20 protein-coding genes are annotated in these 22,266 nt (G+C 34.6%); 13 read left to right on the top strand and 7 right to left on the bottom strand.

All coding sequences use genetic code 11. The features are described from left to right. The first annotated feature begins 131 nt into the window (after positions 1-131). The 4 genes from virB11 to J3U56_RS02140 all read left to right on the top strand — a co-directional run bounded on the left by virB11 (position 132) and on the right by J3U56_RS02140 (position 4,458). Positions 132-1,148, top strand: coding sequence for a P-type DNA transfer ATPase VirB11 (gene virB11 / locus J3U56_RS02155; protein WP_267366525.1), 1,017 nt, complete (start codon positions 132-134; stop codon positions 1,146-1,148). Between the two features lie 2 nt (positions 1,149-1,150). Next, a complete protein-coding gene (locus J3U56_RS02150; RefSeq protein WP_267366523.1) occupies positions 1,151-3,067 on the top strand; it encodes a type IV secretory system conjugative DNA transfer family protein in 1,917 nt (638 codons plus the stop codon). 35 nt (positions 3,068-3,102) lie between these two features. After that, complete coding sequence (locus J3U56_RS02145) at positions 3,103-3,402, top strand: TrbM/KikA/MpfK family conjugal transfer protein (protein WP_267366521.1); 300 nt, start codon at positions 3,103-3,105, stop codon at positions 3,400-3,402. A 732-nt stretch (positions 3,403-4,134) separates the two neighbouring features. Further along, positions 4,135-4,458: a hypothetical protein gene (locus J3U56_RS02140; RefSeq protein WP_267366519.1), complete on the top strand. Its 324-nt coding sequence runs from the start codon at positions 4,135-4,137 to the stop codon at positions 4,456-4,458. 937 nt (positions 4,459-5,395) lie between these two features. Here J3U56_RS02140 and J3U56_RS02135 read toward each other — a convergent pair. Further along, the gene (locus J3U56_RS02135) at positions 5,396-5,962 is read right to left on the bottom strand and encodes a hypothetical protein (RefSeq protein WP_267366517.1); all 567 of its coding nucleotides are present in this window, start codon (positions 5,960-5,962) and stop codon (positions 5,396-5,398) included. A 154-nt stretch (positions 5,963-6,116) separates the two neighbouring features. After that, the gene (locus tag J3U56_RS02130; protein ID WP_267366516.1) at positions 6,117-6,245 is read right to left on the bottom strand and encodes a hypothetical protein; all 129 of its coding nucleotides are present in this window, start codon (positions 6,243-6,245) and stop codon (positions 6,117-6,119) included. A 576-nt stretch (positions 6,246-6,821) separates the two neighbouring features. On the opposite strand from J3U56_RS02130, the gene J3U56_RS02125 reads away from it, so the two are divergent. Continuing rightward, positions 6,822-6,944, top strand: a complete 123-nt coding sequence (locus tag J3U56_RS02125) for a hypothetical protein (protein WP_267366514.1) — start codon at positions 6,822-6,824, stop codon at positions 6,942-6,944. Between the two features lie 421 nt (positions 6,945-7,365). On the opposite strand, the gene allD is transcribed toward J3U56_RS02125, so the two are convergent. The 5 genes from allD to allC all read right to left on the bottom strand — a co-directional run bounded on the left by allD (position 7,366) and on the right by allC (position 13,045). Further along, a complete protein-coding gene (allD, locus tag J3U56_RS02120) occupies positions 7,366-8,415 on the bottom strand; it encodes an ureidoglycolate dehydrogenase (RefSeq protein ID WP_065634163.1) in 1,050 nt (349 codons plus the stop codon). Positions 8,416-8,455: 40 nt separating this feature from the next. Further along, complete coding sequence (locus J3U56_RS02115) at positions 8,456-9,358, bottom strand: carbamate kinase (RefSeq protein ID WP_267366512.1); 903 nt, start codon at positions 9,356-9,358, stop codon at positions 8,456-8,458. Between the two features lie 283 nt (positions 9,359-9,641). Continuing rightward, the gene (allE, locus tag J3U56_RS02110) at positions 9,642-10,421 is read right to left on the bottom strand and encodes a (S)-ureidoglycine aminohydrolase (RefSeq protein ID WP_267333002.1); all 780 of its coding nucleotides are present in this window, start codon (positions 10,419-10,421) and stop codon (positions 9,642-9,644) included. A gap of 137 nt (positions 10,422-10,558) precedes the next feature. Then, positions 10,559-11,806, bottom strand: a complete 1,248-nt coding sequence (locus tag J3U56_RS02105) for an MFS transporter (protein WP_267348519.1) — start codon at positions 11,804-11,806, stop codon at positions 10,559-10,561. 12 nt (positions 11,807-11,818) lie between these two features. Next, complete coding sequence (allC, locus tag J3U56_RS02100) at positions 11,819-13,045, bottom strand: allantoate deiminase (RefSeq protein WP_267343888.1); 1,227 nt, start codon at positions 13,043-13,045, stop codon at positions 11,819-11,821. Positions 13,046-13,527: 482 nt separating this feature from the next. Between allC and fdrA the strand changes: the two genes are divergently transcribed. From fdrA to J3U56_RS02060, 8 genes are all read left to right on the top strand, one after another. Next, positions 13,528-15,195 carry an acyl-CoA synthetase FdrA gene (gene fdrA / locus J3U56_RS02095; protein WP_267332999.1) on the top strand — a complete coding sequence of 556 codons (1,668 nt, stop codon included), beginning with the start codon at positions 13,528-13,530 and terminating at the stop codon, positions 15,193-15,195. A 14-nt stretch (positions 15,196-15,209) separates the two neighbouring features. Next, complete coding sequence (locus J3U56_RS02090) at positions 15,210-16,466, top strand: DUF1116 domain-containing protein (protein WP_267332998.1); 1,257 nt, start codon at positions 15,210-15,212, stop codon at positions 16,464-16,466. A gap of 3 nt (positions 16,467-16,469) precedes the next feature. Then, a complete protein-coding gene (locus tag J3U56_RS02085; protein WP_267366510.1) occupies positions 16,470-17,423 on the top strand; it encodes a DUF2877 domain-containing protein in 954 nt (317 codons plus the stop codon). A gap of 3 nt (positions 17,424-17,426) precedes the next feature. Further along, the gene (gene allS, locus J3U56_RS02080) at positions 17,427-18,350 is read left to right on the top strand and encodes an HTH-type transcriptional activator AllS (protein ID WP_267332996.1); all 924 of its coding nucleotides are present in this window, start codon (positions 17,427-17,429) and stop codon (positions 18,348-18,350) included. A gap of 55 nt (positions 18,351-18,405) precedes the next feature. Then, complete coding sequence (locus J3U56_RS02075) at positions 18,406-19,641, top strand: pyridoxal-phosphate-dependent aminotransferase family protein (RefSeq protein WP_267332995.1); 1,236 nt, start codon at positions 18,406-18,408, stop codon at positions 19,639-19,641. A gap of 354 nt (positions 19,642-19,995) precedes the next feature. Beyond that, positions 19,996-20,778, top strand: coding sequence for a basic amino acid ABC transporter substrate-binding protein (locus J3U56_RS02070; protein WP_267332994.1), 783 nt, complete (start codon positions 19,996-19,998; stop codon positions 20,776-20,778). Between the two features lie 12 nt (positions 20,779-20,790). Further along, on the top strand, positions 20,791-21,552 hold the full coding sequence (locus tag J3U56_RS02065; protein WP_267332993.1) for an amino acid ABC transporter permease: 762 nt from the start codon (positions 20,791-20,793) through the stop codon (positions 21,550-21,552). Next, positions 21,539-22,261, top strand: a complete 723-nt coding sequence (locus J3U56_RS02060; protein ID WP_267332992.1) for an amino acid ABC transporter ATP-binding protein — start codon at positions 21,539-21,541, stop codon at positions 22,259-22,261. Before J3U56_RS02065 ends, J3U56_RS02060 begins: the two co-directional genes overlap by 14 nt. Positions 22,262-22,266 lie beyond the last annotated feature (5 nt).

The following is a 22,266-nucleotide window of genomic DNA, read 5'->3' as shown; positions in this document are numbered from 1 at the left end:
ATAACAATGATCAATAAAATGACCATAGTTGAAAGGTTGGGGCAAAATCCAATTTTACATTATTTAATGGATAGTACGCCGAGAGTAGCATTTATTGTTGCAACAAATGATGAGATGGTTGGATTCATTCTATGAATATTCCACATAATAAATTGATGGCTTACCAATTTCTGAAGAAAGTTGGTATTCAGGAAATATTAGATCTAGAAGGGATAACAGAAGTAGCTGTTAATCAACCCAATAGAATTTGGTTTGATCGGGGAAATGGCTGGGAATTTATCGATGAGCCTAGAGCAGATTATGCATCATTAGAGCAATTAGCAACGGTGTTATCAGTTATGAGTAATGATGGTATACCTTTGGATTTTAATAATCCAGTTTCGTCAGTTATTTTGCCGGATGGCGAACGGGGACAAATTGTAATTCCACCAATGGTTGAGGACGGTAGTATATCAATGACATTTAGAAAGCCCTCAAAATCAAGGTTTACCTTATCTGACTATGAAAATACGGGAAGATTGAGCGGCTTTAAATATGCAAGTCGAGCAAGTAATGGTTTAACTGATCAACAGGCGATCTTATATAAGCTTTACAAGGAGGAAAAAATAAAAGATTTTTTCACTATGGCTGTTGAAAATCGCCTAAATATTTTGCTTGTTGGAGGAACAGGTTCAGGCAAAACAACAATAATGAAGGCATTAGTTGATCTTTACCCTCCAACAAGAAGAATATTTACTATTGAAGATGTTCATGAGCTTGATTTACCCAATCATCCCAACCATTTACATCTTTTCTATAAAAATAAAATTCGCCCACCTAGATACGTTATTGAATCATGTATGCGCATGAAGCCAGATCATATATTTTTAGCTGAATTACGTGGAGATGAAGCATGGAACTATATTGAAGCATTAAATACAGGTCACTCGGGGAGTGTTACCACTACACATGCAAATGATTGCTATAGTGCATTTAGTCGTATTACTGGATTGGTCAAGCAATCAGAAGACGGCCGAACATTAGACTATGATCACATTTTTAAGATTGTTAGGTCATCAATCGATATTGTTTGTTTTTTTAAAGGTTCGTTTTTAAAAGAAATATTTTTTGATCCTATGGAAAAAAATGAAATTTTAGCAATGGGTTAAATATGAATAGACAAAAAAAAATAAGCTTATTTTGTTTCGCTTTATTGGTTACTTTAGCATTTACTATTGGTAGTCAGTATGTGGCTGGCTTTATTTTTATGAAAATAAAGGGATTAGATGTAGCTTCTCTAGGGATTTTTAGTTTTTGGAAATATTACTTTAATTACCGCCAATTTGACAGTAATCAAGTTGCATTTATTTGTGGTTTCATTGGTATGGCCATTACTTTTTTATTGCCATTCATTTTTACCATAATTATTTTATCAAATTTACGAAAAAAGGAAGAATTGTTTGGTAGTGCAAGACTTGCAAATGATATGGATTTATCTAAAAGTGGACTTTTTCCTTCTAATAAAGAATTGATGGACAGTAAATATCCTGCTGTATTAATCGGTAAGATGCATAAAGGACGTTATAAAGGTAAATTTTTGCAATTTATTGGTCAACAATTTATTTATATTGCCGCACCAACCCGATCGGGTAAAGGGGTTGGTGTTGTTATACCGAATCTTCTAAATTATCGAGATAGTGTTGTTGTTCTCGATGTTAAGCTAGAAAACTTTATTTATACGGGAGGATATAGAAAATCGAAGGGTCAAGAAGTGTTTTTATTTTGTCCCGATGGTTATTCATTCACTGATGCTGAGTTTAATAAATTTAAAAGCTCTGATAAATTCAAATCGATGTCTGAAGAAGAACAAAATGACATTATCAATAGATATGAAAAAGGCGAGCTTTTACGGTCCCATCGATACAATCCTTTAACATATATAAATCGAAATCCTAATTTTAGGGATGGCGATATTATGAATATTGGTAAGATTTTATATCCAAATAGTGGGGGTGATAATGATGTATGGAATGAACTAGCAATTAACCTATTTAAGGGGTTAGTGTTGTATATGCTTGATCTCGAATACACCGATATGCCAGTTACTATGGCCCAATTATTAACTCTAACTTCACCAGAGCAAGGTTTGGCAACATGGATGGACGAAGAAATCGAAATTGCAGATCTCAAAGGTCGGCCACTTTCCGATGGCTGTATTGCGGAATTTCGGCGTTTTATGGCTACGCCCGAAAGAACACAGGGTAGTATTTTATCAACTCTTACCGCTCCACTGTCCATATTTACTAATGCAGCTTGTAAAGCTGCAACTGCCGGTGACGATTTTGATTTGCGTGACGTTCGAACTAAGAGAATGTCTATTTATCTTGGACTTGCTCCGACTTCATTAATGACTTATGCAAAATTGACAAATCTTTTCTTTAGCCAATTAATTTCCGTTAATACTAAAACATTACCGGAACAAGACCCATCTTTGAAATATCAGTGTCTGTTAGTATTAGATGAATTTACATCTATGGGTAAGGTTGAAATAATCGAAAAATCAATTGCTTATACAGCAGGATATAATCTTAGATACATGATAATTATACAAACTAGGGGACAAATAGAAAACGATAAACTTTATGGAAAGGAAGGAGCTAAAGTATTAATAGATAACTGCGCAGTACAAATAAATTATCCGCCAAAATTAGTTTCTGATGATGCAAAAATTATCAGTGAAACCATTGGTAAAAAAACAGTCAAAGTAAAAAATAAATCAAATTCACGTTCTAAAGGCGGAGCATCTAAAAGTGATAATTTTTCGGAGCAGGGACGTGATGTTTTATTACCGCAAGAAGTTGTAGAACTTGGCTCAGAAGTTTATATAACTCGTGCAGGTAAAAAAACTAATTTAGGGATTAATGAAATTGTGATCATGGAAAAAGTTCGCCCTTTTATTGCCCATAAAATAGTTTATTTTGATGAACCGGCTTTTATTGAAAGAAAAACTTTTTCTGAAAACAACATTATAGACGTTCCGTTACTAAACCTAAAATTTAATTCATTTACATCTACTCATATAGTTTAAAGAGATGATGTACCAGAAATAAAGGAGAATAAATTATGAAAAAAATGTTAGTTGTTCCATTCATTGCTTGCTCGTTGTTAACAGCACCGTCGGCATTTGCAAAAAGTGATCCGTGCGAAGTTGTTTTATGCATGTTTGGTAAAATGAAGGGTGCAAATCCATCCGAATGCTCTTCGGCAGTAAAAGACTTTTTTAGTATAGTTTCTAAAAAACATGGAAAATTTAACGGTGTTCGTACCTCAAATGCTAGAAATAGCTTTTTAAACAGCTGTCCTACTGCTGATCCAAAAATAGTTAAAGATATTATTTCTAAATTTGGTGCTTTAAGAGGTTGATTAATAGATAATTTTAAAGCCCTTTAGGGCTTTTTTAAGAAAATATGCGAGTATTTATAGCAGAAAAACCAGAGTTAAAAGAAAGCTATCGCTGATGCTCTTGGAGATTGCGAAAAAAACGGGTTATCATAAATGTGGTGATGATACTTTACTTGGTATGTTGCGCATTTATAAGCATTAGCATCACTGGAGAAGCATAATTTTAATTATGTTTTGTTGATACAGCTCGGGGAAATGGGCAAATTCAATGGTTCATTCTAACTAATATTTATTTAGTGTTAAGGGATAAACAAAAAAACTATTGCAGAATTTCATTTTTTATTACAAGAGATAGGGGGATAAAATAAGATGAAAAACCATAAATAAAAAAGCCGATTATTTCAGATTCAATGCTGTCTTTTAAAAATGAGAAAGATTTTATAAATGATGTTTCACATGGTAATGTAGTATCTGATCATTGAAAAAATAAGCTGTGTCAAAATTAGATAAAGCAACAAACAAAAGGGGCAACACGAATGTTTTGTAAGTTATCATAAAGTGATTAATGTTATTCATCTGGAAAAATTTATTAGAGGTAGTTTAGGTGTTAATCAACATAGCCATTCGTTAACTAACCTTGAAAAAAATTATTACTAAATTGTATAATGAATATATAAATAAACTTTATCAAGCTAATATTAATGATAAATATCAACAAATTGAAAACAATATAAATTAGATTGGAGAAAATTAATGATGTTAAAAAAAGTAATGGCAGTTTGCCTTTTTTCTGTTGCCCTAGTTGGTTGTAATGATAATGTTTCAGGAAAATTTTCCGGAACGTGGGTTGAGCCTAATCCTGACTCTAATTCAAGTACCGTTACAATTACTGCAAAAGGTGATCATTATGAAGTGAATCATGTAGACCCGATGATGAAAAGAAATTCAACATTTGATGTAAAAGAAGATTCCAATTATTTAAAAACTATAAGTAGTGATCATATTGAATATACTTTAATTTCACCCAATGAACTTGCATTCGGTAATGATAAAAAAGTCATGTGGATCAAGAAATAGAAATCGTGTGATATCTTAAATGGTACTTGTTACCATTTATCGTTGACTAAATTATTAATAAAAATTTGTCACAATCACTGAAAATTAACTTTGCTGTACATTTAGCCCTTCCTTTTTGACTGTACTCAGTACATGTAAACTTATTTCGAGTTCCTGCATTTTTATCCATCGGTTTTTGTAATTGTTATTGTGTTATCTACATTCGATATTTTAATGTCGTTATTATTTACTATTTTTTAATTTATTAATTAACTCGATGTTATCCAGTTTGTTAAAATGTCATGATTAGCTTTTGATATATTCGACACTTTCAGAATATTTATCATACCAAGATATTTTAAACTCATTACTTAGTAAGTTATATACAACTTGCTGGAGTAAGCCATCTTTTATAATGTAGTGTGTCATTTGTTGACCCGTTTTTCGCCTTGTAAACCAGTATTTGATGGCATCAATCTGATTGATCCCATTTTTTTGATCCCAGACTCTATCATGATATCAGCTTCTATATTATGATCATGTTCATTATGTTGCCAGACATGGCATATTTCATGATGCTAGTTTTGATAGCGTATCAGCCAGCGAACGTTCTACAAAATAATTTGGGTTTAATGCTACTTCTGATACAGTTGATTTTCAGTAAATCGTTCAAAAGAGGAGTAACCAAATGTGTATTTTCTTCGTTGTAACGTAATCAGTAAATTTGGTAATTTATTATTAAATAGATTTTCATTAAAAAAATCTTAGGTATTCTAAAGTTCTTTATATCCAATAATCGATGGTTTCATATTCTTAACCATTACAATTAGATAGGATAATAAACGAAGCGGGACAATTAAATACTTAACAGTTAACTCAATCAAATCAAAATGAATCCGGGTTTTATATCTAGTAAAAATCTAAAACTATATTTTATAGTTTTAGATTTTTGTTAATATTAAAAAATTTTCCGACTTTTTAAAAACTGCTCGTCTATAAGTATCTGATATCGTTGTATACTATCGTTATCTTGAAATATAGTTAATAAAAAAGAATTGTTAAATGAAATCAGATTAGCTCCAATGCTTTTATCGATATAAATTATTCCATTATCAAGATAATTATTGTAGTTGACAGTAATACCTAATTTCGTTAAATCATCGATAATATTTTTATATATGCTTTTGGTTATAATTCTGACTCTAACCCCCCTGCTGTTTGCCATTTTAATTCTATCTAATAAAGCTAAGTCAAAAGAGGGAAGTATTAAATCAATTTCAAATTGAGAATTATCTATCATATCTCTAATGGTTGAATTAATCTGTGAGTAATCTATTAAAAACTCAGAATGATAATTAACTCTATCCACAAAATTTCTTACTCTATTTTTTTCACTCTCGATAATATTAACAACTGGATCAAGTTGCGATTTTTCACCCCAAAATTGCAACAATATAATAATGAAAATAACAGCTACCCAGACTTTTATAAAGCTATTATTTAAAAGTTTAGTCAAAAATGTCATTAAAATTTCATCCCATCATTTCGATTTACAGGTTGACGACTTTTTGTATTAATGGATTAGTGGCTTTTTTAATAAAATCGCTAAAATTGCTAACTTCTTTTGTAATTTTTATTAAATTATTGCCTAATTTAGCAATAGCAAGTTCTAAACCTACTTATATGTCGTCACTTTCTTGATTCTTTTTATCAAATACAATTTTATCTTCACAACCTATAAACGGACGTTCTTTGCTTTCTGCAACAAAATATTGTATATGTCCATTCTTATTAGATTTTTCAGCCATTAGATCACGCATTTTAATCAAAAATTTTCTTCTCACTCCTTTTTTTTTCTCTAATATTATGGTATCACTCAACTTATCGAGAATTAATCAACTTGATACGCTATTTTCGGTATCATTTGTACGAATATTTGTTACTATTTTTTTAAGCTCAGATATCATCCTTGTGTTACATTTCAAAATCATTTACAAAAATCTTTTTTTGTTATTAATAAAATCATGATATTTATTATTTAAATTATCATCAATAAAGGTGATTGTATTGATTTTTTGCTTTACGCACCTATTAATAAACTTAGTTTTAAATTCGTTACTACCCATTAAATTAATATTGTTACCATATTTAATAATATCAGTGTCACAGCATTGGTTATTGTTTTTTATTCAAATTTGTAATAATAAATTTATCATGTTTATTAACAAAATATTTTGAAAAGTTTTTATTTGATTTTAAAAAAATTTTATATTAATCAATGTGTTGTTAATTAAAAATTGGTCAATTTATAATAATCGCTTTTTTTTTGTTAAAATATTCTTTAATATTTTGAACAATTTTTTCAAATTGAGCAGTTTTTTGCAATGAATAAAAAATTAAAAAATACTGCATTAAAATCATATAACATATCTCAAAATATAATTAAATTATTGCCAGCAGACAAACAAGGAAAAGCTAAATATCTATTAGGTGATTCTGTAAAATAAAAAGCTTAATATTTTATAACTATATCATATATTTATAAATAAACTTAAAACTATATGGTATAGTTTAAAAAAGAAAACTTAAAATTAAATTGTACATCTAATAGTTAACCCTCAAAATATATAATATAGTCATTAAAAAACTTAACTAACTCTATACGATAGAGTTTTATGTTGTTTTGATAAAATTTGCTTTCTTGCTATATTTTATTCGTGATATATTGCTATTGATTAGTAAATTAATACCAGTAGGTTTTCTGTTAATCATTACTGCTGATAGTTGGCTTTAATTTGTTTATAAGCGATAGAACTAAGCTTTTAATATTTGTTTTGGTTGACACCTGTAAAGCCGGTATCAACCATGAATAAGCAATGATGTTCGTATGCGAACAGGATTTTACTTACCTATGTCAAAAAATCGTGTTTACTCGGCAAATTTATTTTTATGATCATACCGGTTGTAGTGGATGTCATCACTAATTAAATAGTTATAAATATCATCGACAATTTCGATACCATTTTTTAGGTAGTCTGCTTCACGTTTTTTACCTCGTTCACCAGGAAAGAATACTTGGCTATTGCCTTTAGCGGGTTTGACATTTTTTAATTGATCGAGCATCGAAGACATAGTTTGTTTGAATATTTCAAGGCCGATAAAATATTCTGGGTTAATGACAATATGTAAATGCCCAAGATCGCGTCCTTTGGATAAGTCCGCATACATTGACGAGACATTTTTACCAAAAGGTAAGCCTAGTAATATCCCCGATAAGATATCAACCATCATCATCAAACCATAACCTTTTGCATCAGCAATTGGTAATAATGCATTGACTTTATGAGGATCGGTGGTTGGTTCACCGTGCTCATCAACGGCCCAAGTTGGCGGAATAGGAGCGCCTTTGGATCGTGCATAAAGTACTTTACCCCAAGCTTGCACCGTAGTTGCCATATCAAATGATACAACTCGCTCATCAGCTGTTGGGGCTGCAAATGCAATTGGATTGGTACCAAAAAATTCTTCGGCTCCACCATAGGGCACAGCCATTGGATCTGATTGACACATTGAAATGGCAACTAAATTTTGTGCAGCTGCCATTTCGGTAAAGTAACACAGTGATCCACTGTGTGACATACGGCGTATACCGACGACCGCGACACCATTCTTCTTCGCCATTTCAATGGCTTTATCCATGCCAACTTTGGCTGCAACCAAACCACAGCCATTATCAAAATCGAGAATAGCGCTCGCTGGACCTGTTTCTTTATAAGTGATGTTAGGATTAACGGTCATGCCACCTTTAGCAATACGCTCTGCATAGTATTCAACCCTTACGGCACCATGCGAATGAATGCCTCGGGCATCAGCAAAAGCTAATGCATCGGCAGCGATGTTTGCATGTTCCTGACTTAAACCGGCTTTATGCATTTTATTCGCGATTAGATCATGTAATGTTTTTTTGTCAACTCGCATCGTAAACTCCCTTAAATATATGTTTTACTGTTTGGTTATCTTATTTTGTAATGATTGTACCTTTAGTACCCGCTAATAAAGACTCTATATCCGTTAGATTACCGATGTATGCCTTGTTACTGGTTTTTTCAACAAATTCAATGACAGATTTGACTTTAGGACCAATAGCACCATCATCAACTGCAAGCGGTTTTAATCGTTCTGTATTAACATGATGTAATGGCGTTTGTTGTGGGGTTCCCCAATTTTCATATACCGCATCAGCATCAGTTAAAATCATTAAGTGATCGGCTTTTAATTGTATGGCTAATTGCGCTGCACTGTGATCTTTGTCGATAACCGCTTCTATACCTTGATAACCAAGTTGATTTTTAATGACAGGTATACCGCCACCGCCATTACAAATGACAATAGTGTCTTGGTTAAGTAATTGTTTGATAGCATCGATTTCGAGGATTTTTTGCGGTTTGGGGGACGGCACTACTCGACGTAAATACTGTCCATCTTGTTTAAATTGCCATCCATATTGTGTTTGTAACTGTTGCTGTTGCGCTGGTTGATATACTGGCCCTATATACTTGGTTGGATCTTTAAAAGCAGGGTCGTTGGGATCAACTTCAACTTGGGTCAGCACGGTGACAACATGTTTAACATGTTCGTGTTGCTGTAAACTGCGACCTATCATATACCCGAGCATACCTTGCGTTTGGGAAACCAGAATATCGAGTGGGTAGGCAGCAACCTGTGTATAAGCCGCATTTTGTAGTGCTAATAAACCTACTTGTGGGCCGTTGCCATGCACAATCACTAAATGATATTTTCCCGCTAGTTTTGCGATAAGCTGGGTTGTAGCATCAATGTTTCGATATTGATTCTCTATTGATAGTGGTTCATTTCGTTTAGAAATTGCATTGCCGCCTAATGCAATAACAATCAGTTCCATATGATATCCTTGATCATTTATTAAAATTGCTTATTGTTTTAAAGTATTAACACATTTACTCGCCATTCACTGTGTTTTCTTGTTAATATTGAGCTAATTAAATGCGGTAATACCGCTTTTTTTGTCACTATCCGAATAAGAAAGTGACCTGGTTTTTAATGATGCATTTACCTACTTAGTCATTCATAGATTCGCTATATTCGTCTATCGATATTGCTTTGGTAACTGTAGTTGCTTAACTCAACTCACCGATTTGGCTTCAGAAATAAAATAGTACGCTGCTTTAAATTTCGACATCACGATGGCAATCTTTTGAATAAATATAACTTAATGGCTCTTTACCCACGGCATAACAAGCTTGCAATGCATAAGCGCCCATAAAAATATAGTCATCTTTTTTGACCGGTATCCACTCATTGTCAAGCAAGTACATACCTTCACCACTGAGTAAATACGCGCCATGTTCCTGAACATGAGTTTCAATATAGCCATGACTTGCGCCTGGTTGGAAAGTTAAAATATGAAAGTTCATATCAAAGCCAAGTTCTTTTGGTAATAAGTCTTGCACAAATACATTATCCATATTCTCATAATGAATATTTTCCAGATTGATAACATGGTTCGAAACAACCCGAGCTTGGTATCCATCAAGCGGGGTATAACGTCTTTTGTACAAGAATAGGCGAGATGAGCTGGTCATATTTTGTAAATAAAGTTTTACTCCGCAAGGACAGTAAAGATAGCCGCCTGTTTGTAAATGAAACGGTTGTTGATCAGCTTTAGCGGTTATTTCGCCTTGAATAACATAGACAAAAACTTCAAGATCTTTACCACCAAATCCTTGTAGGTTTTTGCCATCTTTATGCATGGTGACTAAATAATCAACAAATGACGCGCCCAATTTAGGGGTTGATAAAATGGTGATGTCACAATTATCAAAACCAGGAATGATATTTTTTACCAATCCATCAGGCGGAATGAGCGCGTAATTTTGTCGTTTAATAATTGCTCTTGATGCTAATAAGTCTTTTGGGTAACCTGTGTTGTTGTTGATATATCCCATAATTATCTCCTTGGAACATATTGATTTTTTACTTCGGCTGACTATTTTTTAGGTAATACAATAGCGCGCCATTAAAAACAGCTTAGTTTAGAAAAATGTGTGTTGCCGATCATAAATATAATGATCGGCACAGATTATTAATTGTTATTTGCGCTTTTATGCATGTTAAGAAGGAAGAACAGCACGGTTGCAACAATTAAAATAGCAATTGCCACATAGAATCCGGTAATTTTGGTGCCGGTAAAATCTGCTAAATAACCAGTTAATGGTGGCGCGATAACAGACGAGCTCATACCAAAAAAGTTAAATACGCCAAACGAAGTGCCATAATTGGTTTTAGGGGCAGTTTCGGCAACATGTGAAATCAGAATTGGTTCTACAGTTAATTTACCAAATAAACCGTAAAAAACTAATCCAGCGAGTAAGAAAGTAATCGTTGCTGATTGCACTGTAGTTAGTAATGTTGCTGCGGCGATTAGTTCAAGTGCAATGATAAATAATAGGCGTTTATTTCTGTATTTATCAGAAATTTTACTGATGATTAATGCCCCAGGAATAGCTGCAAATGCAACTAAAGAAGACGCAGAGCCAATGCTACCACCAGTAAAACCACGTTCTGTTTCAAGAAAGTTAGGTAACCAACTGACAATCATATAATAACCATAGCATGTGGCAAAATACATGATATATGATGCAACCATCTGACTACTAAAAAAGCTATGTGTTTGTGATTCTACTTGATCAGCAGAGCGTGTGTTAGCGGTATTTTCATGTTGTTTTGCTTGTTTAATTTTCGGTTGTTCTTTAATAATAATTGCAAAACCTGCAACTAAACAAAGTAGCAATGCAGCAATTATGTATAACATGTATTGCCATGGCATGCCTAATGATTTGACTAAAAAGCTTGTTGCTAACAAACTAATCCCCATACCTAAAGCCGAGCCGGTATTGATAATTGCTGATGCAAAGCCACGGTGCTCTGACGGAATATTTTCAGCTGAAAGTGACCATGCCGAACCATAATAAGAACCACAGCCTAAACCAGCAAGCAAACTACCAATATAGATCATTGTGATTGAATGAGCATTACCGATCATTAACGCAGCAATAGTGAAGAGTAAAAAGCCGGGGATAACTACCGCTTTTTTACCAAACTTATCAACTAACATACCTGCGGGTATTTGCATTGCGGTGTAGGCAAAGAAGTAACAGCTGGCAATGAGTCCAAGAGCAGTATTGGATTGTGGTCCTATAGTTTGTTGAACTTCTGGAAAAATCGCGGTTAATACTGGGCGATAAATCCACATAACTGTCCAACCTAGGCATAATAATACAACGATTTTATGCCAGTATTTAATTCCACCCGTTTTTTCTATTATGGTCATGTTAATTCCTTATTATTCTTGATAAGCTAATTTATATAGGGCGTGCGTGAGTGCTTTAATGCCTTCTACTAAATCTTTTGTGTCTGTATCTTCAGCAGGATTGTGACTAATACCTTTAATGCTTGGCACAAATAACATTGCTGTAGGCACACGTGGCGCAAATATTTGTGAATCATGACCCGCACCACTGTGCATTACCCGATAACTGAGTTTTTCTTCTTTACATATCGCTTCTAACATTTTGATTAGCTTGTTATCCATTGGGATCGGATCTTCATCCATCCAGCGATTTATGTCGATTTCAAGACCAAGTTCGTTGGCGATACGCAGCATATCAGCTTCGATTTCTTCGGTGAATTGAACTAATTGGGCTTTATTCGTATGACGACAATCCATAGTGAATAATACTTCACCGGGTACAACATTGACGACATTTGGTTTGGGTTCTACGTGACCAAAAGTAAGCACAAGTGGATCACCAACTTTGATTGCTTTGTTGATTGATTCATTACAGATTCGACTAAATGCATACACCGCATCTTTACGATATCCCATAGGCGTTGTACCGGCGTGATTGGCTTCACCAACTAATCGAATGTTATAACGTCGTTGACCTACAATACTGGTTACAACACCAATACTTTTTTGTTCTTTTTCTAGAACGCCACCTTGTTCAATATGAATTTCTAAAAACGCTTTAATATTGTCGCGTGCAGGTTGAGTATTGAATTTAAATCCACATGTTTGCATGGCATCAACAAATTTTATGCCTTCGCTGTCTTGTATTGTTTCGACATCGTGATGATTAGCGATAGCAAATACATTTTTACTGCCCCAAAAAACGTAAGGAAAACGGCTACCTTCTTCTTCTGCCATCGAGATTAACTCTAATGTGCGTAGTGGTTGACCATAGTTTTCTTTCAGGTATTGCATTGCAAGTAAAGCCGCTATAATGCCTAACTGTCCATCAAGTTTTCCACCGTTTACTACAGTATCAACATGCGAACCTGACATGATAACTTCATTTTTGTATTTACTGCCTTCAAATCGTCCATATAAATTTCCAATGTCGTCAAAATAGCTATGCATGCCAATTTCGGTCATTCTTTGTTTCAGTGCATTTTGGGCAGCGAGCCATTCGGCGCTATAGAGTAGGCGCGTTGTACCACCTTGTTTTAATCCGCCAAAGCTAGATATCCAGTCTACTGCGTTAGCAACATCATCATATAAGATATTCATGTGTATTTACCTGTTGTTCAACTTGTTACTGTCATTAAGTGTCTTTATATATAATGAAACACATTAAAAGTGAATTTGTCATCTACCATACTATTAATAGCAAATAATAATGTGATCAAACTAGCTTTTTTATTTTTTTAAAATTTAATTAAATTAATGAATTGGTATTATAAAAAATTTTTTAATAATCATTTATGTTACTGATTTTAATATGTTTTATTTTTTATGATTAATCGTCAATTTGTGACATCCAACCTATTTATTCACTATTTTTTACGTAATATATAAATACAATCTGTAAATTAGATGTGATAGTGTCATACTATTTATTGTTATCAATCAGAATTATCAAAAACGGGTAACAGGATGCCACCTGTAAAATCAATCATTCCCGTCTATGAAAGTATCTCAATAAGTAATAAGTGAGTATTGTCTATATCTAAACAGAACTTAATTTTTTCATAACTGAAAGGCCAAATCTCATGATTCAATCTTTTATAAAAAAAGGCAGCTTTCAAGATTCAGTTAGTTTAATGCTAATTTCAAAAAAACTCAGTAATCTTGACGAAGTTGATGAAGTTTCCGTCATGATGGGTACCCCAGCCAATAAATCGCTGCTTACTGCAACCGGTTTTTGGGATGATATGTTTAATGAAGCAACACCCAATGATATTTGTGTGGCCATTAAAACCCATGATAATTCTTGTAATGTGGTGGCGTTGATTAGTGAACAATTGGAAGATGCGTTAAAAAATATTGCGCAGCAACAGCAAGGTGGGCGTAAATTACTCAAAGCAAGACGTTTTGCTAGCGCTAATCAAAAATTGCCTGATGCTAATTTGGTGCTTATTTCTATAGCCGGTGAGTATGCTGCTGGGTTGGCTGAACAAGCTTTGGATGATAATAAAAATGTGATGATATTTTCGGATAATGTCTCACTTGATGATGAAATTCGCTTGAAAACCAAAGCGTCAGAAAAAGATTTGATTGTAATGGGACCCGACTGCGGTACTGCCATTATTGCTGGTGCACCTTTAGCTTTTGCCAATGTCATTCCAAAGGGAAATATTGGTGTAATTGGTGCATCTGGAACAGGTATTCAAGAAGTTATTTCACAAATTGCCTTATTAAATCAAGGGATTACTCAAGCTATTGGTTTGGGTGGGCGGGATTTATCTCAAGAAGTCGGTGGCATTAGTGCGTTAACTGCGTTAGATATGCTAGCTGCGGATCAGGCAACACAGGTGATCACGTTTATTTCTAAGCCACCAGCAGAAAGTGTGCGTAAAAAAGTGATTTCTGCCATGAAGTTGATTAACAAGCCAATTGTTGCAATATTTTTAGGTTCTAACATAGATAAACCACAAGATGAAAACATTTATTTTGCCAGAACGTTGGATGAAGCGGCGCGATTATCATGTTTATTAGCTAAAGTAGAAGCAAGTGCAACTCAATTAAGTCATGCGGAACATCGTTCTATTTTAGGTTTATATACTGGCGGCACATTAGCTTCAGAAGCGGCGATGTTACTTGCTCACGAGCTTGGCTTAGCGGTTAGCAAAAATCATGATAAAGGCATCATGTTAGCGCAAAATGGTCATAAGATAATTGATCTTGGTGATGATTTTTATACTGTAGGTCGCCCACATCCAATGATTGATCCTTCAATTCGTGAACAAGAAATTTGTCAGTTAGGTGATAACACAAGTGTTGGTGTTCTATTATTGGATTTGGTTATTGGCTATGGCGCTAATACTAACCCTGCCGAATCCATTATTACTGGTTATCAAAAAGCGTGTGCTAAACGTGCTGCTGATAATCCTTTAATTGCCATTGTTACTGTAACCGGTTCTGAGCAAGATCCACAATGCCGTAGCAAGCAGATTGATGCCTTAAAAGCTGCCAATATTGTGGTAATGGACAATTTACCGGAAGCAATTTTATTGGCAAAAAAACTCATTTCACCATTAAAGCAAATACGTTCGTTAAAACAGTACCCATTACTTGATCATATTAGTGTGATTAATGCAGGTCTTAGAGGCTTTGCTGACGATCTTCAAGCATCGAATGTGCCTGTTGTGCATTATCAATGGGCACCAGTAGCGGGTGGTAATCAAAAATTAGCGGCTATTTTGAAGAAATTAAATTAAGAGGTTTTGACAATATGAATACATCAATAAATGAAGCAAATCAAGCTATTATTGAACGAATTAAAGCGGCTAGGCCTCATTGGATTGGCGTAGTTGCAGCAAAAGAAGCGGTACCAACGTTAGCACAAGGACAAAAATTATTGCATGCTGGCCCACCTATTGTTTGGACTGATATGACAGGACCAATGCAAGGTGCTTGTATTGGTGCCTGTTTATTTGAAGGTTGGGCGAAAGACGAAAATGAAGCTTTACAGTTATTACAGTCAGGTAAAGTAGAATTTATTCCTTGTCATTCAGTCAATGCCGTTGGTCCAATGGGCGGAATTACCTCTGCTAATATGCCAATGGTTGTTGTTGAGAATGTTACTCATGGTAACCGAGCATACTGTAATTTGAACGAAGGCATTGGTAAAGTCATGCGCTTTGGTGCTTATGGTGAAGAAGTCTTAAATCGTCATCGTTGGATGAAAGAATCATTAGGTCCAGCATTAAATGATGCACTTAAACTATTTGATAAAGGCATTGATTTAACTGCATTGATGGCGCAAGCCATTACTATGGGAGATGAATTTCACCAACGTAATATTGCCGCTTCTGCATTATTATTACGTACATTGTCACCAAAATTAGCTGTACTTAAACGTAGTCAAGAAGAGATGGCAAAAATCTTTGATTTTTTAAGTGTCACAGATCAATTTTTCTTGAATTTAGCAATGGCATTTTGTAAATCCGTAATGGATAGTGCCGCCCAGATTCAAGCTGGTACTATTGTTACAGCGATGACACGTAATGGTAAAGATTTTGGTATTAAAGTTAGTGGTCTTGGTGATCAGTGGTTTACCGCTCCAGTAAATACACCTCAAGGACTATTTTTTACCGGTTATTCACAGCAAGATGCTAATCCCGATATTGGTGACAGTGCTATAACTGAAACTTTTGGTATTGGAGGCGCCGCAATGGTTGCTGCGCCAGGTGTTACGCGATTTGTTGGTGCTGGTGGTGCTGATGTTGCGTATGAGGTATCAGAAGAGATGAGCGAAATATTTTTAGAACATAACATGCTATTTCAAATACCATCTTGGAATTTTCAGGGCTGCTGTATGGCATTAGATATACGCCGAATTGTTGAAACAGGAATCACACCATTAATCAATACCGGTATTGCTCATAAAAAGGCAGGTGTTGGTCAAATTGGCGCAGGAACAGTGCGTGCACCGTTAGCTTGTTTTGAAAAAGCACTAGAAGCACTGGCTAAAAAGCTCGAAGTATAATTTATGAACATTATGCATGCTAATGGCAATCGATTAAATCAACATATTGATAATTGCTTATTAAACTCGAGTTTTACGCTGAATAATCGGTATAGCTGCATGTTATCGAATCAAAATTACTTACATAAAATTAAGCCTTTGCTTGTTAGTGCGCATGCGCCAACAATCGAAGGTGCTTTATCGTTATTTAGTTTACATCAGCACACGATTAATTTAATTAATACGCATCAGCAGTTAATTACGCTTCATCGATATGCAAGTGGCATATCACCAATGGGGTGGGTGCTTAAATCTGAAGATTTTGATTATATTAAATCGGTTTTATTAAACAATGAATTCAAAATAGATCAACTCATGAATGGTGATTTGATTTGCGGTGATATTTTAATCATGAATCATACTCATAAATGTCATTTGCAAATCAAACGTGATGAAAAGCTGAGTTTCAATAAACAGTCTATTGTACAGCTATTACAACACGTCGATTATCCGACTGGATTGTTTGGCAATTTGAAAGATAATATTATTGATAAATCGCCACCGCAACTTGATTTATTGTGTGCTAAAATTAAACAATTGATGGATGGACAAGTTGTTGACATTACACCATTTATCGGTTTAGGTCCAGGTTTAACACCTAGTATGGATGATATTTTAGTGGGGATTCTCGCGGTCATTTCAAGCGATGTTCGTTTTGTCGGTAAATTAAGTCAACTAAAGCATGGCTTGTCAGCGTTATCTTTAAATTCTTTGACAACGTTAATTAGTGCATCTTTTCTAAATTATGCATTAGAAGGTAAGTTTTCGTTATTAGTACTACAGATGGTTAAGGCGCTTAACCAAAATAGGTTAGATCATTCATCAATAAATAAATTATTAAATTATGGTCATACCTCTGGCGCTGATCTTTTACTTGGTATGTGGTTAGGCATTGATCGTTTTATTTTAGAGGATTGAATCATGTTAGATACTGAAACAATGCGAACATTTACCAAAGTCGTTGAATGTAATAGTTTTTCAAAGGCGGCTAAATTACTTTATAAAACGCCAGCAGCAATTAGTTATCGCATTAAATCATTAGAAACTGACTTAAATACCCAATTATTTGAACGGACCACGCGATCGGTTTCGCTTACCTTGGCAGGTCAACATCTTTATGAACATTGTAGTCAATGGTTGCTTTGGTTATCGACCATGCCCGATGAGCTCCAGCAAATCCGTGATGGTGTTGAGCGTAAAGTCAATGTAACAATTAATAATTTATTATATGATGTTGAAGCCGTAACAGAATTGTTGGCCCATTTAAAAGAGAAATTCCCTTTTACCAATTTTAACTTTACTCGCCAAGTTTATATGGGGGTTTGGGATTCATTATTGCATGGCGAATGCCATCTTGCGATTGGTGCTACCGGTACTGAATCGCTAGATAATATGATCAATATTTTTCCATTAGGCGAAGTAAGTTGGATTTTTGTTGCCGCTAAAAATCATCCGGTAACACAAATTGAGGGGCCATTATCTAATGAATCATTACGAAAATTCCCAGCCATTAACGTTGAAGATACTTCAGTACATATGAATAAACGCGTAGCTTGGTTATTACCGAGTCAATCAGAAATTATTGTACCAAATATTTCGACCAAATTAGCTTGTCATTTAAAAGGTCTTGGCATTGGATTTTTACCAAAATCGATTTGCCAACCCTATTTAGATTCAGGCGATTTAATTGCTTGCCAAGTGGTTAACGAACGAAAACCCTCTCCATTATCACTAGCTTGGAAAAAAGCACATATGGGAAAGGTTATGAGTGAAATTGTTAATTTATTCAAATTTCATCATCCTTTAGCAAATAATTTTTTAAAAAATATTGATAAAAAACGATAAATCACTATGCCGTGTGATTATTGAAATAATTAAATATAAACAAAGGAAAAAATAAATGTTAGACCTAAACAAATATGATCAAATTAATCCGCCTACGCGGTTACTTATGGGTCCTGGTCCAATTAACGCAGATCCACGCGTGACAAGAGCAATGGCTGCTCCATTAATTGGTCAATTTGATCCTGTTATGACTGATTATATGAATCAAACCATGGAACTTTATCGAGAAATTTTCAAAACTAAAAATGAGCAAACATTTGTTATTGATGGTACCGCTCGTGCAGGTATTGAAGCGGTGCTTGTTTCTACCATTCGTCCTGGTGATAAAGTTTTAGTGCCTGTTTTTGGTCGTTTCGGTTTATTACTTTGTGAAATAGCTCACCGTTGCCGAGCAGAGGTGCATACCATTGAAGTCCCATGGGGTGAAGTTTTTGATCCAAATGTGATTGAAGATGCCATTAAAAAAATCAAACCTCGCTTATTACTTTGCGTACAAGGTGATACCTCAACGACATTGTTGCAACCATTAGATAAGATTGGTGAAATTTGTCGTCGGCATGGCGTATTATCTTATGTTGATGCCACTGCATCTATTGTTGGTAATGAACTTGAAGTCGATAAATGGCAGTTAGATGGTGTTTCGGTCAGCTTACAAAAATGTCTTAGTGGCCCTCCTGGTGTTGCACCCTTAACGTTAAGTCCACAAATGGTTGATATCATTCAAGCACGTAAATGTGTGGAATTGGGTATTCGAGCAGATGGCGATAGCAGTGGTAGTGACGAAATTATTTATTCTAACTATTTCGATATTGACATGATCATCCGTTATTGGGGGGCTGAACGTATCAATCATCATACTGAAGCAACATCGATGCTTTATGCTGCCCGAGAATGTGCACGCATTGTTTTACAAGAAGGATTAGACAATGTTATTGAGCGTCACCGTGTTAATGGTGCGGCAATGGTTGCAGGATTACAAGCTATGGGACTTGAGCTATTTGGTGATATTTCTCATAAAATGAATAATGTGGTTGGGGTTAAAAAACCAGAACATATTAATGATCTAGAAGTCCGAAACCTCATGTTAAATGATTTTGGCATTGAAATTGGCGCATCTTTTGGTCCACTTAAAGGTAATGTATGGCGTATTGGTACTATGGGATATAACGCTAGAAAGCAATGTGTAATGCAAACGTTAACTGCATTTGAAGCTGTTTTAAACCGTGTAGGCTTTAAAACAACCCAAGGTGCTGGATTACAGGCTGCTTGGGATATCTATCAGAATCATTAATCAATCAATAGTATAATAATAAGCTCACATGTGTGAGCTTTTTTATGTTTAGCTCTACTTTATTTAATACTAAAAAATGAGTTTAACAGTAGTCAAAATAAATCATTAAAACAAAATGTTAATCACATCATGTTTTTAAATTATTATTCATTGAGTTAATGTAGTTGTAATGCATTACCAAAGCGTTGGTTGTGCTAGAAAATTTTTGCTAGTGATTGTGATTAATCAGTAAAAAAACGCAGTACTCTATTATAACTATTAACGTTATTTGTTAATACGCTCTAATATAGTGTTGCAATATTTTGTTCAAAAGTTATTATATTTTTCCCCATTTATTTCAAGGCAGGATAGACAATGATCAAATCTTTTTTTTCACTCATTTTTAGTATTGTCATTTTATTAACAACCAGTTTTTCGTATGCAGATGAGCCAACTTATGTAGTCGGCGCGGGCGGTACATATCGACCATTTGAATACGAAAATAGCGCAAAACAACTTGAAGGGTTTGATATCGATTTAATTAAAGCCATTGCAGATGTTCAACATTTTAAAATTAAATTAATTAATACACCATGGGAAGGTATTTTTGCTACCTTAGATAATGGTGAACGCGATATTATCATTTCCGGTATTACCATTACCGAAAAACGTAAAAATTCTGTTGATTTTTCTTTACCTTATTTTCCTGCTGAGCAAGTTATTGTGACTCAAAAAGGGTCGAAAATCACATCTATCGCTGATTTGAGCTCTCATACTGTTGGTGTTGTTAATGGTAGTACAGCTGATGTGGTTGTATCTAAAGTATTAGGAAAAAACAGTACGTCAATTAAACGTTTTGATAACACACCTTTGTTACTGCAAGAATTATATGAAGAAGGCATTAATGCTGCTATTGGCGATGTTGGTGTTGTTAAGTTTTATATCAAAATGCATCCTGGTAAAGAGTTTAATCTGATTTCAGATCAAAATTTTGAGCCGCAATATTTTGGTATTGCTGTTGCAAAAGGTAATGATAAATTGCGCAATATGATTAACCAAGGACTGAAAAAAATTATCGATAATGGCACTTATGCCAACATTTATTCAAAATGGTTTGATAATAATGTTCCAACGTTACCTTTAACCGATAAAGAATAATGTGGATTTTTTATGGCGTTTAATTGGGAAATAATTAATGAGTACTTGCCCTTATTTATAGAAGGGGCAAAAATGACTATTGAATGTACGCTGTTTTGTGTCATTTTAGGTACATTATGGGGATTATTGCTAGGTATTGGTCGCACTGCTTCAGCAAAATATGGGGTTTGGAAATATACATTATATTTTTGTGTACAATGGCCAGTTAGAATATATGTTAGTGCTTTTCGCGGTACGCCATTATTTGTGCAAATTATGGTCGTTCACTTTGTCCTTATGCCTTTGTTAATTAACCCACGAGATGGTTTGCTTGTATCGGATAACTTGATTTCGGTTGATACCGCTCGCTTTTTACGATCTCAATATGGTGCATTTATTTCATGCGTTACAGCCATTACTTTAAATGCTGGTGCTTATATATCAGAAATTTTTAGGGCAGGGATTGAGTCGATTGATAAAGGACAAATGGAAGCTGCACGTTCATTAGGTATGGGATATGGCAGTACCATGCGAAAAGTGATATTACCCCAAGCTTTTCGACGAATGTTACCACCGCTAGGTAATAATGCTATTGCTATTTTGAAAGATTCTTCCCTTGGTGCAGCTATTGGTCTGGCTGATTTAGCTTTCGCTGCAAGAACGTCTGGTGCGGCTTATGGCTCATATACTGAGCCCTACCTAGTCATATCTTTGGTTTATTGGATAATGACATCCTTGCTATCGCTACTGGTTAAATATTTAGAAAAAAGGTTGAGCAAAAGTGATTCACATTAAAAATCTACAAAAGCAATTTGGTGATATCCATGTGTTACGTGGTATTTCGTGTGATATTCAAGAAAAAGAAGTGATCTCGGTAATTGGTCCATCTGGTTCAGGTAAAAGCACTTTTTTACGATGCATCAATGGATTGGAAGATATTACATCAGGTGAAATTGAAGTTAATGGTTTTAAAGTGCACAATCCTAAAACCAATATTAATCAATTACGAGAATCAGTAGGGATGGTGTTTCAGCGCTTTAATCTTTTTCCACATATGACAGTACTGGAAAATCTTATTTTAGCACCTAGAGACGTGAAAAAGATGCCCAAAGATCTGGCGATTAGCAAAGCGGAGAAGTTGTTAACCAAAGTCGGGTTGATTGATAAAATTGATGCTTATCCAAGTCAACTTTCCGGTGGACAACAGCAGCGCGTGGCTATTGCTAGAGCACTTATGATGGATCCTAAAGTAATGTTATTTGATGAACCAACTTCGGCGCTTGATCCCGAATTAGTCGGTGAAGTGTTAGCGGTCATGAAATCACTTGCGCAAGAGGGCATGACAATGATTGTTGTGACTCATGAAATGGGCTTTGCTAAAGAAATGTCTACTCGGGTGATTTTTATTGATCAGGGCATTATTCAAGAACAAGGTTCACCCGATCAAATCTTTAATCATCCACAAAATGAACGAACACAGTTATTTTTAAGTAAAGTTCTATAAAACTT

This window comes from Gilliamella sp. B2824 (genome assembly GCF_026536245.1).
Classification (GTDB): domain Bacteria; phylum Pseudomonadota; class Gammaproteobacteria; order Enterobacterales; family Orbaceae; genus Gilliamella.
The sequence above is the reverse complement of the archived record's forward strand: the minus strand, read 5'-3'. Positions and strand labels throughout refer to the sequence as shown.